At 54.9% G+C, this 16,469-nt stretch carries 9 protein-coding genes and 1 riboswitch; of the genes, 1 reads left to right on the forward strand and 8 read right to left on the reverse strand.

Going from position 1 to position 16,469, the window contains the following annotated elements; all coding sequences use genetic code 11:
* Position 1 precedes the first annotated feature (1 nt).
* From ABIE48_RS29790 to ABIE48_RS29815, 6 genes are all read right to left on the reverse strand, one after another.
* Positions 2-1,417, reverse strand: a complete 1,416-nt coding sequence (locus ABIE48_RS29790) for an ABC transporter substrate-binding protein (protein ID WP_192716069.1) — start codon at positions 1,415-1,417, stop codon at positions 2-4.
* Positions 1,418-1,512: 95 nt separating this feature from the next.
* Entirely contained in the window at positions 1,513-3,309 is a 1,797-nt protein-coding gene (locus ABIE48_RS29795; protein ID WP_192716070.1) for a sensor histidine kinase, read from the reverse strand.
* On the reverse strand, positions 3,306-4,991 hold the full coding sequence (locus ABIE48_RS29800; protein WP_354520739.1) for a response regulator: 1,686 nt from the start codon (positions 4,989-4,991) through the stop codon (positions 3,306-3,308). Before ABIE48_RS29800 ends, ABIE48_RS29795 begins: the two co-directional genes overlap by 4 nt.
* A gap of 258 nt (positions 4,992-5,249) precedes the next feature.
* Positions 5,250-7,427: a FecR domain-containing protein gene (locus tag ABIE48_RS29805; RefSeq protein ID WP_192716072.1), complete on the reverse strand. Its 2,178-nt coding sequence runs from the start codon at positions 7,425-7,427 to the stop codon at positions 5,250-5,252.
* Positions 7,428-7,634: 207 nt separating this feature from the next.
* Entirely contained in the window at positions 7,635-9,158 is a 1,524-nt protein-coding gene (locus tag ABIE48_RS29810) for a stalk domain-containing protein (protein ID WP_192716073.1), read from the reverse strand.
* A gap of 204 nt (positions 9,159-9,362) precedes the next feature.
* Entirely contained in the window at positions 9,363-10,799 is a 1,437-nt protein-coding gene (locus ABIE48_RS29815) for an NAD(P)/FAD-dependent oxidoreductase (RefSeq protein WP_192716074.1), read from the reverse strand.
* 55 nt (positions 10,800-10,854) lie between these two features.
* A riboswitch (purine riboswitch) is annotated at positions 10,855-10,954 on the reverse strand.
* A 253-nt stretch (positions 10,955-11,207) separates the two neighbouring features.
* On the opposite strand from ABIE48_RS29815, the gene ABIE48_RS29820 reads away from it, so the two are divergent.
* The gene (locus tag ABIE48_RS29820; protein WP_192716075.1) at positions 11,208-11,615 is read left to right on the forward strand and encodes a VOC family protein; all 408 of its coding nucleotides are present in this window, start codon (positions 11,208-11,210) and stop codon (positions 11,613-11,615) included.
* Between the two features lie 104 nt (positions 11,616-11,719).
* On the opposite strand, the gene ABIE48_RS29825 is transcribed toward ABIE48_RS29820, so the two are convergent.
* Positions 11,720-14,983 carry a GAP1-N2 domain-containing protein gene (locus ABIE48_RS29825; protein WP_192716076.1) on the reverse strand — a complete coding sequence of 1,088 codons (3,264 nt, stop codon included), beginning with the start codon at positions 14,981-14,983 and terminating at the stop codon, positions 11,720-11,722.
* Positions 14,983-16,242: a hypothetical protein gene (locus ABIE48_RS29830; protein WP_192716198.1), complete on the reverse strand. Its 1,260-nt coding sequence runs from the start codon at positions 16,240-16,242 to the stop codon at positions 14,983-14,985. The genes ABIE48_RS29825 and ABIE48_RS29830 overlap by 1 nt, the downstream gene beginning before the upstream one ends.
* Positions 16,243-16,469 lie beyond the last annotated feature (227 nt).

A 16,469-nucleotide genomic window follows, 5' to 3' on the forward strand; every position in this document is an offset into this window, starting at 1 on the left:
CCTATTTTACGTCTCGCCGTCCCTGTACCTGTGCCTGAGCCTTAGCCGCAATGCTGTCCATCGCCTCCTTGGCCGTTGTTTTGCCCAGCCATACGTTATCCATGGCAGGATTGACGATATCCATGATCTTGTTGAAGTTCTTAACGTAACCGGTAGGCGTAGCATGGCTATGATTGAGCACTACGTCAATAACCGCATCTTTGTAGCCTGATGGCCGGGAAGGCTGATTCACCGCCCATTTCGACAGCAGGGCATCATCCGTATACCAGTCCTTCAGCGAAGGCATCCAGGTGCCATAAGTCAGCATCTCGATTGACGCATCTGGGTCAATAAGCGCCTTGAGCAGCTCCCAGGACTCTTGGGGATGCTTGGTCGATTTAAAGATGGAAAACATCGCGCAGACTACCGTGGTCGCCGGCTTTTTCATGACAGGAAGCACCCCGACGTTAAAGTGAACCTTCGATTCCGCAAGCGTGCTGGTATTCCATTGTCCGTCAATCACCATCGCCACTTTTCTCGTCTGCAGAGCCACATTGGTTGCCGGAATGTTCTTGGCCTGCAGCGGCGACGGAGCAACGTGGTACTTATTGATCAGATCGGCGATATTCTGCAGCGCCTCGACGGCTTCCGGCTGGTTTAAAGCAAACGTCTTGCCATCCGGGGAGACAAAGTCGCCGCCGTTTGAAAAAATAAAGCTGCTGTACGCTCCCCACCAGTTGCCGGGGTTCACTCCGTATTGCTTAATGTTTTTCGGATCAAAATTCGGATCATCCGCATTCCGCCCTTTATTATCCAAAGTCAGCTTCTTGGCGGTATCCACGAACTGTTCCCAGGTCCACGCTTCCGATACCTTGGAAGGCGGCGGCGTCAACCCAGCCTCCTTGAAGGCATCCTCATTATAAAAAAGCGTAAACGATTCCGGGCCGGGGGCTATACCGATAATATTGCCGGGCTCCGAGGAATAGGTGATATTCGGAACCAGAGAATCGGCCTTAATTTCGGGGTCCTTGTCCAGGAATTCCTGAAGATTCAGGAATTTCCCCTGTTCCGCAAGCGGAAAGGCGATCGTCGCCGATTCCATCATCGCCACGTCCGGTTCATCGTTGCCGGCAACCATGGTCGTCAGCTTGGTGTCGTAATCGGTAGGAATCTGCTGCAATTCGACCTTCACGTTGGGATGCTCTGCTTCGAACCGGGCGATGACCTTTTTGTTTACGGCAATTTCATTAGGCGCTCCCCATAAGGTGAGCCGGAGCTTGATCTGTTCGCCGGCCGCCGCCTGGGTTCCCCCCTTGTCCGCGCTTCCGGCTGCAGGCCCGCCGCTTTCCTCCGACCGGGTGCAGGCGCTCAGCAGCAATCCTGCCGTGAGCAGAAATGCAATCGCTGCCGTCAGCGGCTTTCGGTGTATTTTCATCATGAACTTTAACCCCTCTCCTGCTTTACGAATGATTTCATAGCTGCAGCTTATGTTGCCTTTGATTATAGATTTTAGGCAGCGCTTTCAAAACCGGATTATTTTTGGAATGGTGGACTTTGATTAGAAAAGTGGGGCAGTGTGATGATCACGCGTGTTCCCTGGCCTACTGCGGATTCGATATCGATGCCGTACTCGTCCCCATACGCAAGACGAATGCGGGAAATCGTGTTTTTGATGCCGATCGAAGCGGACTCTGCATACAAAATCCGCTGAACCGTTTCCCGGCTCATGCCGCGCCCGTTATCCGAAACAACCAGCACACGAGTCCCGCCCTTGATCTCTCCGGTAACTTCGATGCGTCCCCCTTCCTCCATTTGCTCGAATCCGTGGAGAATGGCATTTTCGACGAACGGCTGGAACAGCAGCCTCGGCACCGGGGTGTCCAGCAGCTCGGGAGCGATGCCAAAATGAACCGTGAACTTCGATTCAAAGCGGGCCTCCATAATGTAAAAATAGTCCTTCATCCACTCGAGCTCCTCGGCAACCGTTACGGCTCCCCAGTCCTTGCGCGAGGTGTAATGCAGCATATTGGACAGGCGGACGAGCATCCGGTTCAGCTCCCTCTGTCCCGATTCGATGGCCATCCAGTTCATGATGTTCAGTGTATTGTAGAGAAAATGCGGGTTCATCTGCATATTGAGCGCCATGATTTCCGCCTCTTTCTCTTTGATCCGGATTTCGTAATTTTCCTTCACCAGCGTTTCGATGCGCGAATTCATCCGGTTGAACCGCTGCAGCAGCACCCCGAACTCGTCATGGGTTTTGACCTCTACCCGGGTCTGAAAGTCCCCTTCGCCGACCGAGCGCATGGCGGTGAAGAGCTGCCGGATCGGGCCTGTCATTTTGCGGACGATAAAATAAGCAAACAAGTATGCAATCAATGCCAGGAGAGCAGCCAGCAGGATCGTCGACGTGCGGATGGTCGGAATAAAGCCGCGGACGAGCGTGGATTCCGGAATCATGACCACCGACAGCCACCCAGTTACGGCGGAGCGGTCGAAGCACAAGATCGTCTTTTGGCCGCCCAGGACCAATCGCTGCGTTCCGCTTCCAGCCTTTCGAATGGCGTTCACCCATTGTTCATTGAACACTTTGGTTACCTGGGAGGCGTTCGAGCTGGCCACGACCTTGTTATCCGGATCAATCACCAAGTAGCTCGATCCTGTCGGAATGCTCTGCTCGAATTGGGAGTTGAAAAAGTCAGCCTTGAAGCCGATCGTCAGCACCGGCCGCTCCACGTTCGGCTCCAGCCTTGCCAGTGTGGAATTGTCGACATAGGAAAACTCCATCAGGCGGGTGGCGGAGAACATGTACCGGTATTCGATATCGCTGTTTTGCAGCCAGGGCTGATCGAACATTTGGACGAAATCGTAGGTCGGGTACCAGACCATTTTGCCATGTGCCCTCTCCGCCTCCTGATACAGCGCCGTGCGAGTCGGATCCCCCTGCGGAAGATTGCGCTGTGAGCCGAAACTGTAGTAGGAGGTCCACAGCTGGTACGTATACACATCCTCATTTTGCGTAAAATACTTGCTCAGGATGGCCGACACCTGCCTGTCCGCATTCAGCAGCTCCGACGGGACGGAAGGATCCAGCTGGTTGAAGATCCGAAAAAGGTCCCGGTCCACGAACAAGGCCAAGCTGCCCTGGTCTACCTTCCTCAGCTTCGTATCCATGACTTCATTGCTCTTCTTGACGATTTCGAGCACGTTGTTTTGCGCCTGATCCCGCATCGAGCTCAAGCTGTTCCGGTAGTAGATGAAGCTCAGGAGCAGCAGGGGCAGCGCAATGAGGACGACATAGCTGGCCAGAAGCCTGGAGCGGAATTTCATCTGGACCTTCCCTCCCCTGATTTTTGCTGCCCGGCCCAATGACGGTACGCCTCCGGCGTAACACCGACATGCTTTTTGAAGCTCCGGGAAAAGTATTTCGTATCGCGGAAACCGCACCTTTCGGCGATCTCGTACACCTTTAATCCGCTCCCGTCCCGCAGCAGCTCTTCGGCTTTACGCATCCGGATCTCAATGAGAACATCCGAGAAAGAACGGCCTGTCGCCTCTTTGAACAAGGTGCTGAAATAAGACGGGTTGAAGCGGAACGATTCCGCCACCGATTCCAGCGATAAATCCTCCATGTACCGCTCGCGCATCAGCTCCAGGCAGCTGTCGATCACGAGCTCGCGTTTGCTTTTTTTCTGCTCCTTCAGGGTGACGCCCATTTGCTCGAGCACCGAATCCAAAATCTCCAGCAGCTCCGCAAACCGCCGGCTGGTGCGGATCTGCCGTACGGCTTCTTCCGTCAGCGGGTTCATCCCCCACCCTGATTTGCTGTCCGCCAGCTTCAGCAGGAGCAGGCAGGTTTGGTCCTTGACGGACTGCGGCTCGGCCATGCCGTCAGCCGACATGGCGGTCACGGCTGTACGGCACAATTCCTTTGCACCTTCCGTATCGCCGGCATTCAGGAGATCCAGCAGTTCTGCGGCAGAGCACATTAAAACCGGTTGTACCGGCAGAAGCTCGCCATGAAACAACACGGCCCCCTGCTGGTCGTAAAACAGATACGGCAGCGCAGCCAGAGCCGTCCGGTAAGACTGAGGGCCCCCCTCCGCTAGTTCAACGCATTCTTCTCCGATCGCATGTACCCATCTGCCGGAATACCCCACAGCGGTGAGTTCTGCCTGTAGGCTCATAAGCCCCCTGCGAATGTCTTCCCGCTTTTCACCAAAGCTTGTACCCGTTTGGAGGATCGTGACCCACCTCGGCCGAGTCCAATCCGCCGCATCCCAGGCGATCGTCAAGGCCTTACCGAAGGCAGAGCAGGCGCGCTTCAGCGCTTGGTGCAGCCTATCGGCCGTCAGAGAGGTGGAGCGGGGTTCGGTGTAAGTGTCAGGTGATGGGGCGTGGAACCCAGATGACATCCCGCGATCCGAATGTTCCGTGGCAGAGCCGCTCCCATCCCCGCTGGCCGGCTCCAGCTCAGAAACGATGACCGCTCCAGGACCATCCACGACTCCGGCCGAAAGCCAGCTCTGTTCCTCCTCCAAGCTCAGGCTGCCGGACAGCCACTGCTGCATCAAACGCCCTTGATGCGCCAAGGAAGCTGCAGTCATTTGCTGCTCCAGTGCTATGGTTCGAGCCCGTGCCTCACTTTCTTCACGGTAGATGTGTTCCAGCCGCTCCAGCACCTCCTCCAGCTTGTCGACATCAACCGGCTTTAACAAATAATCAAAAGCCCCCTGCCGCAATGCCTCCTGGGCATATTCGAAAAGGTTGTACGCGGACAGCATCACGATCCGCGGCTTGTAAGGCAAGGCTTCGTTCGCCCGCCGCAGAAACGTAAGCCCGTCCATTTGCGGCATCCGGATATCCGTAAATATGACCTCGGGCCGGTCGATGCCGGCCATTTCAAGCGCCTTGGCTCCGTCCCCGGCCGTAAACACTTCGCAGCCGGGCCGGCTCGCCAACAGCATCCCGGCCATGCCCCGGCGGTGCCGCGGCTCATCGTCTACAATCATGAATTTCAAGCGGTTCACCCCCAGAATATTCATAGCATTAAATTCAACAACATCGTATCAGATGGGAGAAGAGGTAGGTATATAAAAAAAACGTCTATCGACGTACCTTCAAAGAAGACAGACCGCGTTTAAAGGAAGTTTTTCTTGCGAGATCCGGAAGCGGAGGCTCCGAATCTTATACTTTCTGATCTCTTAAAAAAACAACCCGGCAGGAGGGATCCTGTCCGGGTTGTTTATGAATGCGTCTAAGTTATTCGCTTAAAGCGTATCTTCCTGTGGGAAATCGACCGTGAAAGGGATGGGGAACGGTTTTCCTAATGAAAAGGGCTCTTCGCTCTCACCTGATTGCCCCATCCATTGGAGCTCTGCTGTATACTGTCCGTTATCCGGCACATGGCCTTCTACATCTATCCACTGAAGGGTTAAATTTGCCCCTTCCGCAGAACGTCCGTTTTCGTCGACGAGACCTAACGTAAGTGCGGTTTTTTCTTGGTCTAGCAAAAGATTAGCGTAACCGTATTCCGTTGTACCTTCAGCTATAACATCTTCCCCATGTAACAGTTTAAACATTGCTCCTGATACTGGCTTTCCATCCGCTATATTCAGATTAATCCGAAGCGCCAATTTAGTGTCAGGCTTAATCCAATCACCCTGTACAAAGAGATTATACTCCAAAGGACTGTCCTCAATAGGAGAAGGATCGGTTGTTATAAAATGGACATGGAAATCCTTATCGACCGTTACGAGCGGATCATCCGCACCTCCTTCATCCTTTAAGAGCTCAATCTTCAAGTGATAGTCGCCAACATGAGGCCAGCTTGTTTCGAAGGAAATTGGTGCTCCGTCCAGCTCTTCAATGGTAAAAGCATCCCCGTTTGGCTTTGCTAGGGTTACGCCCCCATTCTCGAGCTGACCAGGAATGATATCACTATGATCAAACTGATATTTGTATTCGATGTTATCCAAGCTGGCACCTGACTTGGAACTATACGTCAGCCTCACCTTCACCTTCATATCCTTCTCTGACTCACTGCCACGGAAGCCAAACGAGAATTGATGAGGGGCGTTCATAAGTACCTGTTCCGGAATACTCGGATCAAATACCGCCTTGATATCCGAAGGTTCCGGTTCCGGATCGACCGGAGGATCGACCGGAGGATCCACTGGCGGTTTCACCGGAGGTGTCATCGACCCACCCGGCGAATTTGGCTGCGTAGGGGCAGTCGGCTGTGTAGGAGCGGCAGGCTGCTGGCCTCCCATTTGGATCCGCTCCTGTTCGCGCCGTTTCGCTTCTTCAGCAAAACGCTTCTTTTCTTCAGCGCTCAGCTGCTGCGTGTACTGCCCCTCGGCCTTCTTCGTGATTTCTTCCTTTACCCTCTGGTTGGCCTGCTGCATTTCAGTGATCATTTTCAGGATCTTATCAAGTATAGCCTGTATTTGCTGCTGCATCTGCTGTTGCATTTGCTGCTGCATTTGCTGTTGCATTTGTTGTTGCAGCAACTCTTCCTGCAGCTGCTGCTCCTTAACCTGTTCCTGAAGCTTCTTCAGCTGCTCCTGCTGAGCTTTCTCCAGCTCTTTGCGTTTAGCCTCCAACTGCGGGTCCAATCCTACGGTCGGATCAAACGGACGCACATTTCCAAGGTCAATTTTTCCGTTCGGGTCGTCAATCCCGCGGTTCACCTGTTCTATCAACTGATCCAATTTACTTTTTTCGATCTTACCCTGACTACTCGCCTCCTTGGCTACATTGCCGACCAAGACATTCAAATTTTGCTGGATTTTTTGAAGGTCTTCCAGTTGGCTTACCAAAAAGGGGTCGTTTGACCCGTTTGATGCCGAAGAACCGGAAGGTTTGGACTGACCTTGTTCCAATTGCTTCTTCTGCTGCTCAATCAACTCCTGGTTCTCCCGGTCAATCTGCGCCTTGTTTTGGATGATGGCTTTAATGATGTCCGGTGAAGCCTGATGAACAAGATCCGAAATATCGACGCCGGTCGGCGTTTGAAGGGATGGATCCACGCCGGGCGTTAAGCTGATTTGCTGGGCTGGATATAAAGTGACGGGTGACCCGGCCTTCCCGGCAAAGCTTTGAGGGTTCGTACCCGAAACCTTGACCACACCTGCTCCCGCGGCAACATCAGGGATACCTGTCAATGGATTGATAATGACAAAAAACTGCGTTCCTTTGACCTCCAGCTTCTGCCCGGGGACATCCATCTCGAACACGTCCCGGGACTCACGCAGATCATGGACGCTCGTATACGCCTGGCCTGACATCAGCTCCAGCTTGGTCGTCGACTGTACTGCTCCACCCGTCAGCACCTTGATCCGAATTTCGCTGTTCGGAGCCAGCGTGATTTCGTCCCCTTCGTCCTGAATGGACAGCACCGCACCGCCGGATTCGGTAACAAGTGTGTCACCCTCATGCAAAAGCATTCCCGGATACGCCTGAATGCGCAGCGCTCCCCCGCTCTGCTGGATATAAGCCGGTCCGTCAATGCGGCTGATGGTCATGCTGCGTGTGCTGTCGGCGGAAGCCTGCGTCGTCCAAGCCGCCGAGCCTGCAAGAAGCAGAATCAGCGTCGAGCTGACCATTTTCCAAGATAATTTTCCTCGTCTCACGTTGTTTTCAACTCCTTTCCTTTATTTATCACGGATAACCACGGTTTTCTCCGAAGCCAGCCATTTCACGTCCTTGTCCAGCAGGTCCGTCAGCGTCCGGATCGGCACATACAATTTTCCGTCGATGGACTGGGCCGTGCTGCCGGCCTCCAGCTGAATCATGCGGTCTCCCGATTGAACCAGAGCAGACTTGGCCGAGGCCGATACCAGCTTCAGTCCAAGCTCGGAAGCGATAGATCGCAGCGGGATGAGCGTCTGGCCGTCCTTGGTCACCCGCGTATCGATCTGCAGCCATTTGGCGTTGTAGGCCACGTAAACGGTACCAGCCGGTTTCATCGGTTTATGATCCGGCTGCCGATACAAGCTCCACTGGCGCAAGCCGTTTCCGGCAATCCAGCCGACACTCCCATCCTGGCTTACAGCAACGCCCTGCGGATAAGAAAGCAAAGAGGTGCTCTCGATACCTTCTGCCTTCCCTTCTTCTCCCTGCAAAGAGCCCACAAGCGTATGGACCTGGCCGTCTTTCAACGTTCGCACGACCTGATTGAGCGAATCGGCAATGACCAGCTCATGCTGAGAGGAGGACCAAGCCACATCAACGGGATGATTAAATTTCGCCGAAGCTGCCGCGCCGTCTTGGTAACCCCCGTCCCGGTAGAGTTTCGTGGATGTCGCCCCTTGGCCATCTCCCGCTACCGATCCGGCGACCGTCGTGACCATGCCGGTTTTCAGATTAATATAGCGAATGACCTGGTTGCCGGAGTCACTGACGTAGAGGTTCCCCTCATCGTCCAGCACCAGCCCCGACGGCTCGTTAAACCGTGCATCCTTCAGCGCCCCGTCCTTGTAGTCGCCAGCGAATGCCGCCACTCCCGAGTAGACCTCTACTACACGGTCGGAAGAGCCGGTTAGCGTGCTGACCGTACCGTCTGCGGTGATTTTCCGAATCACATGATTCAGCGTGTCGGCAACGTACACGGATCCGTCCTTCGCCACCGCCACATCCTCTGGCGTATTCAACGCGGCTGCCGAACCGGTGCCATCCTTGAACCCCTGCACTCCGTTTCCTGCCAGCGTACTGACCTGCCCTATAGGGGTAACTTTGCGGATCGCATGGTTCCCCGAGTCGGCGACGTACAAATTGCCGGCGGCATCCGTATCCATGCCCATCGGCTGATTAAACAGCGCGGTATTCGCAGCCCCGTCCAGCAATCCGCCCAGCGGCTCGCTGCTCTTGTTATAGCCCGCAAACCGCATTCCCGCAAAAACGGTCCGCTGCGTGCCGCTGACCTTCCATATTACGTGGTTCACCGTGTCGGACACCAGCACGCTGCCGTCCTTTGCGGCCAGCACCCTGCCGTTTCCAACCCATCCCGCGGTGAGCAAATCCCCCTTCGTGCTGGCGGTAGCATCCGGCTGCCAAGTGCTGACGCTGAGCCATGCCGAGTCCTCTCTGACCCCTGCGCCCAAAGCCAGTGAAGGCACACCAAGTGCCATGCACAGCGTCAACGCGGCGGTAACCCACCTTTTACCGTACCCTTGCAAATTTCATTCCTCCTACGTATTTATGAATGGATGCAAGCCACAACGCTGAATTGTTCTGCATCGATCTTATCCTGATTAAAGACATCCGACTAGTAAAATTTTTCTATTTTAGGGCGGACAGGCAGGGTATCTTCCTTTTGAGTGAAAAAAAGATTCCCGCCTAACATTCAGGCAGGAATCTCACCAATTTCTATATGCTATTGTTTACCGGGACAGCGACTCCACAATCCCGCGGGCAATCCAAACGCCGGCCGCCCCGGCTTGGGCCAGACCGCGCGTGATCCCCGCTCCGTCGCCGCCGCAGTACAGCCCGCGGATTTCCGTCTCCAGCGTCTCCGACAACTTGGGACGGGCGGAGTAGAACTTGGCTTCGACGCCATAGAAAAGCGTATGCTCCGAAGCGATACCCGGCGTGACATGGTTCAGCGCCTCGACCATTTCGATCAGGCTTTTCATCGTGTTGTAGGGCAGAACGAGACCCAGGTCCCCCGGTACAGCCTCCTTCAGGGTAGGCTCCAGAAATCCTTCCCGGATCCGCCCTTCGGTCGAGCGCCGTCCGCGCAAAATATCGCCGTACTTCTGGACAATGATCCCGCCATTGGACAAATCGTTGGCCCGTTTGCATATTTCACGCGCATACTCGTTCGGCTTATCAAACGGTTCCGTAAATTTATGTGAGACGAGCAGCGCAAAGTTCGTATTGGACGAGCCCAGCGCCGGATCCTTGAAAGAATGGCCGTTGGCCGCCATGGCTCCGCTGTGATTCTCGACCACGACATGGCCGGAAGGGTTGCTGCAGAACGTGCGGACCCGAGTGCCTACGGAGGTGTTAAAGACGAATTTCCCCTCGTACAGATGCTGATTGATTTCCGACATCACCACATCGGAGGTTTCGACGCGAACGCCGACGTCGACCTGGTTGTTGTACATTTTGAGCCGGCGCTTTTTCAGAATGCTTGTCAGCCAGGCTGATCCGTCCCGGCCGGGAGCAATGATGACGCGGTCCGCCTCGTAACTGTCCCCGTTCTTCAGGACGATGCCCTGCACCGTGTGGACGCCGTCTTCCTTGACGGTGAGGATGTCTTCCACCTCGGCCTTGAACATCATGTCGATGCGCGTGTTCAGAAACTCGTAGATCGATTTTAAAATTTCCAGGTTCTGCTCCGTGCCGAGATGCCGTACCTGTGCCCGCAGCAGCTTCAGACCCGCCGCATAACCGCGCTGCTCAATGCCCCGGATGACATCCGTCGTCGGATCGGTAATATTCGTCGTAGCGCCATGATGCAGGTTCAGCTCGTCAACGTAACGGATGAGCTCAAGCACTTTGGATGGTGGCAGATAGTCCGTCATCCAGCCACCAAATTCGGTCGTAATGTTAAATTTTCCGTCGCTGTAAGCTCCGGCCCCGCCAAAGCCCGCTGTGATGGAGCAGGCGGGCACGCAGCCCGCAAACTCCTTACGGCCGCCGGCAGGCGGACATAACTTGATTTTGTCCTCCAGAATCGGACAGCTGCGGCGGTAAATATCATGCCCTTTATCCACCAGAAGCACCTTCAGATGAGGCGCCTTTAACGCAAATTCATAACAGGCAAAAACACCGGCCGGACCGGCTCCAACGACAATAACATCATATTTACTCATCATGTTCCTCCTGAAATGGGTTAGGTCAACAAAAAAATCCCCGGCATAGAATAGGTATGCGAAGCAGCCTATTCGTAGCCAGGGATTTACGGCCCCTAGTAGAAACCCTCAAACCATATCATTGAGGTTATACGAACAATGTATCTGTTATTTATCGTTTACAGGAGTTAGTGTAATGGATAAACACGAATGTGTCAACAATGAATATGACAATCGTTCGTATTTTATCGAAAAATAATTAAATCAAATGCATTTTACATAACACAATACCATAAAAGACGAACATTATGGATACTCGAAAATACAAATTGCCAATAGCGCTTTGGTTAGATAAGATGAAAGCGTTACCTTCGGACGACGAATCATACCGAATCGGAATTCTAAATCAATCTACGGGAGGTAGACCGAATGATTAGAGGGATTGGGCATTTGGCCTTTGATGTAGCCGATATGAACAAATCGATCGATTTTTACTGCGGCATTCTCGGATTTAAAAAAGCCTTTTCGATTGAGGATGATCATGGCAACCCCTGGATCGAGTATATCAAGGTGCGTGAAGGCCAGTTTATCGAGCTGTTTTATGGGGCTGAAAATAAACCCGAAGCGGTGAAACGCCCCATCGGATTCTCGCATTTGTGCCTGGAAGTGGACAGCATCGAAGAAATCGCCGCCCATCTGAAACGGCATGGTGTTCCGTTGGACGTGGAGCCCCAACAGGGAAAAGACACCAATTGGCAGTGCTGGGTGAAGGATCCGGACGGAAACCGCATTGAATTTATGCAGCTTAACCCGGATTCCCCGCAAATGAAGGCTTAAAAAAACCCCTTAATCGCATGAATGGTGCGATTAAGGGGTTTCCTTTTATCCATTTATGAATTTCTATTAATGGGGCCAATCTATCCTGCCTCTGAAATTCATCCTTATTTCCCATCCGTCGACGGCTGATCGCCGGATGCCTTTTCGTCGGTCGTATCGCCAGTTTCCTGATCCGTGTTTCCTTGCCCAGAATTTACGGTCAAGACAAACGATCCGCCGGCCGCGTTGACTTTATCAATCTGGCTAATGTCCAGCTTTTTGCGCAGCTTCACGGTTACGGTGCTCGTGTATTCGTCCGTCAACGTATTACCGGAACCGGGTGCACCTGTAGTTCCCGTAGTTCCTGAACTGTCCGCCGCTCCCCCGGTGCCACCGTTACTGGTGTCTCCGCTGCCTGAAGCTGTACCGTCTTTACCGCCGGCAGTGCCGGTCGATGCATCCGATTGATCGGCAGCCTTGTCGGACGACTGACCGGCGTCCGCTCCCCCACCGTTCGAGTCCGTTCCCGCCGTTCCATCCGTAACGTTCGTCTTTCCGGAAGACCCGCCGGTATCCGCCTGTCCGTCCTTCGTCGTATCCGTATCGGTCCCGCCAGGCGTTTCGCCGGTCTGGCCGCCTCCCGCCGCATCCGTGCCCGACGTTCCTGCCGAATCGGAGGTCTGCCCGTCGGTTGCCTTGCCACCTGTCGTATCTCCGGACGTGGAATCCGTTCCCCCGGCCGGATCCGCTGCGCACTGACTGACCGTCTGCGGATCAATCGCCTCAAACAGGATGTTACCGTCCTTGTCCAGGACGGTCACTTCACCGGCTTTGAAGTCCCGGCAGGCTTCCGGCTGCTTGAAGTGGAAGGTGAGCTCCGTCAATTCCCCTTGCTCCCCATCCTTGACCTGCTCCGCCGTAAGCAGCGGAATTTCCGTTGCCGTCTCCGTCGCCGGAGGCTGGGAAGCGACCGGCGGTTTCGTAACGTCTACCGGGTCCGCCTTCCGATCAAAGGCGCCGTTCGCCTGCAGCGTCAGCATCGTGACGCCTGCTGCGATGACAATGACCAGCAGCACCGAGCTGAGCATGATCGGCTTGCGGTTGTTTCTGAAAAATTTCATCCACGATGGCGCAAGTTCCGACCGCGCCCGGGCGTAAGCCGGCTGAAGCGCCTGCGGAGCGGAGTCAAAGTATCTTTTCACCTTGTCTTTGTTCCGGAACGCGCCCGGGTCATTTCTTTTCATAAACGACACGATCGCCGCGGCATACGCGGGCACCAGGCCTCGCGGACGCACAAACAGCGGCTGGTCCGCCGACCACTGGATGTACTCATACACCGTCTCCGGGCTGTCTCCGTATTTATACACGAAATCCAGCAGGGATCCGTAATCCACCGCGCCGGTCTCCACGTCCTGACAGAAGGCCAGAGTAATCCACTCGAACACCTCCGGCTTCACTTCCCGCTGCAGCCAGCCACGGCCGATATACTGCACCTGATCCCTCTCCGCAAAGGACAATCCGTCCAGCACGTCCTCCCTTTTCGGATGGTCGGTACCGAACCATTGATAGAGCGCAAGCATAACATTCGCTTTGGAGCGGATGCGGGCATCGAATCGGGATACCCACGATCTTAATTCCTTCGGCTCCCGCAGAAATCCAATATCCAGCAGCTGCTCTCTCGAAAGACGTTCCAAATCCAGATCCTTCAGCAAAAAGAGATTGGCCGCATACACCAGCCGGTCGACAAACCGTGACCCGCCTTCGATTTGGCCCAGGCCGCGGCCCGGATCCCGCTCGAGATCGTCCAACTGGTCCATCACCGCATTCACGGCGCGGACCGGATCGGACTCCCGGCCCAGCTTGTCCATCAGCTGCGTTTCCGCAAGCTTGGTGAACACGGCGTTCTCCAGCACGATCGGGTGATTCTGCACCCAGGCGCCGGCGAGCTCGACCAGATCGCTGGCTGTCGCTGCCTGTTTCAGCCTGTTTTCTATGTAAGGCTCGAACAGAAGGGCGGGCAGCCCCGGGCTGCTCAGCACACGGGCGAAGAAAGTGCGGCTCAAGGCCGGTGTGCTCTCCAGCATGCCGTACGCGGCTTGCGCAATATCCTCACGCTGCTGCGACAGCGCATTGTTGATCGTACGGATGAAATACTCCACGATGCGCAGGCCAAAATTTTTGCCGTCGACGGCATAGTAATCCTTGATGCTTTCGATGATGTCCGTACCTGGCACCTCGCCCAGTTTCACCCGATCCAACTCCTTGTCAAAACGCGTCAAGAATAGCTGATTCAGCCGGGCTTTGGCATGAATTGCCCCAGGTGTGGACAGATAATCAAGGATGCAGCGCAGCACCGTGCCGGGTTGCGCCGTATACAGCTCTTCCCGCCCCTGATCGATTTGGTACAGCACGCAGAGCTCATGGTAGCCCGCAACCGAGATCCGCCGGATCGGCTCCATGCCCTCCATCATTTGGTCGGCAAAAGCATAAAAATCCTCCGCCCGCTCCGGATTCCGCAGATTCGCCCAGGCAAAATCCAGATACGGCTGCTTGGACCAGTCCAAATCCACGTTGATGACGCGGCCCGCCGCCAGCTCAAACAAGTAATCCTTTTCCACGCTGCGGTCGCCGAGGCGCAGGCCCCCTTTTTCCACGAAGGTCAAATGGATGCCCTTTTTGCTCTGCGGCTCTTTGGCATACGTCAGAAAACCAAGCTCGCTACGCAGCGCGTAAGGCAGGCTGCTATACAGCACATGCAGCAGTTCGCGCGCCTTGACGGACAACTGCTCCACCGGAACGTCCAGGACGATGTATACCTTCTTTTTACCCGATACCGACGACATGGCTGCAAACAGCAGCTGTTTGAACACCTTCTCGTCAATATGCAGCTCATCCAGGAGCGCCATGACCTCGGCCGCCGCCAGATTCTGCCCGTCTTTCGCCACCGGCAAATCCCCCAGTTCGGGGAGGTCCGGGCCCAGCTCAATGTCATAATGATCGGTAAACTGGGCGTTCAGCAGCCTGCGGTAATCTGTGCCCGTCTGCTCCATCCAGCCCGGTGGGAGTAAATAGTTATGGGTAAAAAAGGCGCTGCGCAGCCCGGTAAAATCCGCCGGCTGGTACACGCTTCGCCCTAGAACCGTTTCCCCGGTCTCGGCCCGAAACAGATGCAGGGCGTCCGGATAAGCGGCCGCTTCCTTCTCGCTCCGAGCGGTCAGCTCCGCCGGGGCGTCGTATTGGCAGAACGGATGCAGCACCTTTTTAATAAAACCATGCTCCAGCCCCAGCGATCTGGCGATCGTATCAAACCCTTCGGTAGAGCGGAAAATCCCGCGCCGTTCGCGGGTATACATTTGCTGCTGAACCTTTTTGGGAGTGAAATCAGGCACTAGTCTTCTCTCCCCTCGATGTATTTCAGCTTGTACAGCAGCCAGATAAAGGGCTCATCCACCCGGATCGGGCTGACCACGCTCTGCAGCTTCTGCCCCACCGGATTGCTGCCCAGCGCAGACACCGCGAAATAAGCCGTATTGGAAAAGTACACGTCCATCGTCCCTTTAAACGGCCGATCGACCTTTTCGATAAAGCGGCGGATTTCTCCGTCGATATTTTCGAACTCGGTCAGATTCAAATATTTGCGGTGTACCATGTTATTGAAAATGTTGCTGTTCGGCTTCACGTACTCGCCGTCCTCGTCCTTCAACGAGTGGAGCATATCGCTCTTGGTCAGGACCACCGCTGTTGGTATGTCGGTTTTGCCCTTGTCCTCGTAGGCGATAAAGTCGCCGAACAGGGTCAATACCACGTCCCGCGGCTCATCGTACTGCGACACCCATTCGCCAGACTGGTCGCCTAAATTCAGGCGTATTTTCTCCCGAATGGAACGGATCTGCAGCGGATCGACCATGAACAGGATGCCCGCGGAGTTTTTGATGTGCTGCCCGTGCAGGCCGAGGTAATCCTCGTCGACCATGCCCTCGCCGGCCACATCGAAGAACACCAGCGTGAGCGGCGGCTTGGTCTCGTCCTTGAACACGAATTGGAAAATAAACGGCTCCTGCATCTTCTCCTTCTGCGTGGAAGCGAGCAGGTCTCCGCGTTCAAACAGCGGCTCCTCGTACATCGTGCGGAACTTGCGGCTGATCTCCGCATTCAGCGGCATACAGGCCGCATTGAAATGGTCTGCCGTCATATGCTGAAGCGTATGGATCAGCGAGGTCATATACACCGACTTGCCGACCTGCGAGGCGCCGATGATCGAGATGATATTGCTCGGCACTTTGCCCGCCGTTACCGGAAGTTCGTTATGGCACTTCGGGCACAGCCGTCTGCGCGTGACCACCCCGTAGCGGTCGTTCAGCCCGATCAGCACGTGATCGGAGTAGATCTGATGCTCCTCGGGAATATCCCGCGGATAGAGGATCGCCTCCATGTCGTACACCGAATCCAGACCGAAGCGTTCCCGGTAGCGGTTCAGCTCTTCATCCTCACGAAGTGCGTAATCCTCATCGTCTTCCCGATGGTGGGCAGCGCGGAACACGACCTCCTCCGGCGAAAATTTGCTGAAGCAGTACGGACATACGATATCGTAAAACAATGGCCGGGGCTCCGGCTCCGGCTTCCTCTTGAACCTGTCAAAAATGCCCATGATGCTGTCGTTCCCCCTTTCCCGTACTTCTATGTTCAATAGCTGGCTCGTAGAGCCGCTAGTAATCTCATTGTGAGTTGGCTCGAGAGAGCCGCTGATGACCTTATCGTAAGCTGACTCGTAAGAGGCGCTGATGACCTTATCGTAAGCTGACTCGTAAGAGGCGCTGCTGCCTTATCGTGAGCTGGCTCGAAGAGGAGCTGATGTCCTTTCATGAGCCGACTCGA

The sequence above is a fragment of the Paenibacillus sp. OAE614 genome, assembly GCF_040546645.1.
GTDB classification, from domain to species: Bacteria; Bacillota; Bacilli; order Paenibacillales; family Paenibacillaceae; genus Paenibacillus_AQ; species Paenibacillus_AQ favisporus.

What these genes read in the sequence shown, in the direction of transcription:
- ABIE48_RS29795 (WP_192716070.1), bottom strand. Translation starts at nt 3,309, where the DNA reads ATGAAATTCCGCTCCAGGCTTCTGGCCAGCTATGTCGTCCTCATTGCG.
- ABIE48_RS29805 (WP_192716072.1), bottom strand. Translation starts at nt 7,427, where the DNA reads ATGCTTTTGCATGAGGGTGACACACTTGTTACCGAATCCGGCGGTGCG.
- ABIE48_RS29790 (WP_192716069.1), bottom strand. Translation starts at nt 1,417, where the DNA reads ATGATGAAAATACACCGAAAGCCGCTGACGGCAGCGATTGCATTTCTG.
- ABIE48_RS29830 (WP_192716198.1), bottom strand. Translation starts at nt 16,242, where the DNA reads ATGGGCATTTTTGACAGGTTCAAGAGGAAGCCGGAGCCGGAGCCCCGG.
- ABIE48_RS29800 (WP_354520739.1), bottom strand. Translation starts at nt 4,991, where the DNA reads ATGATTGTAGACGATGAGCCGCGGCACCGCCGGGGCATGGCCGGGATG.
- ABIE48_RS29820 (WP_192716075.1), top strand. Translation starts at nt 11,208, where the DNA reads ATGATTAGAGGGATTGGGCATTTGGCCTTTGATGTAGCCGATATGAAC.
- ABIE48_RS29815 (WP_192716074.1), bottom strand. Translation starts at nt 10,799, where the DNA reads ATGAGTAAATATGATGTTATTGTCGTTGGAGCCGGTCCGGCCGGTGTT.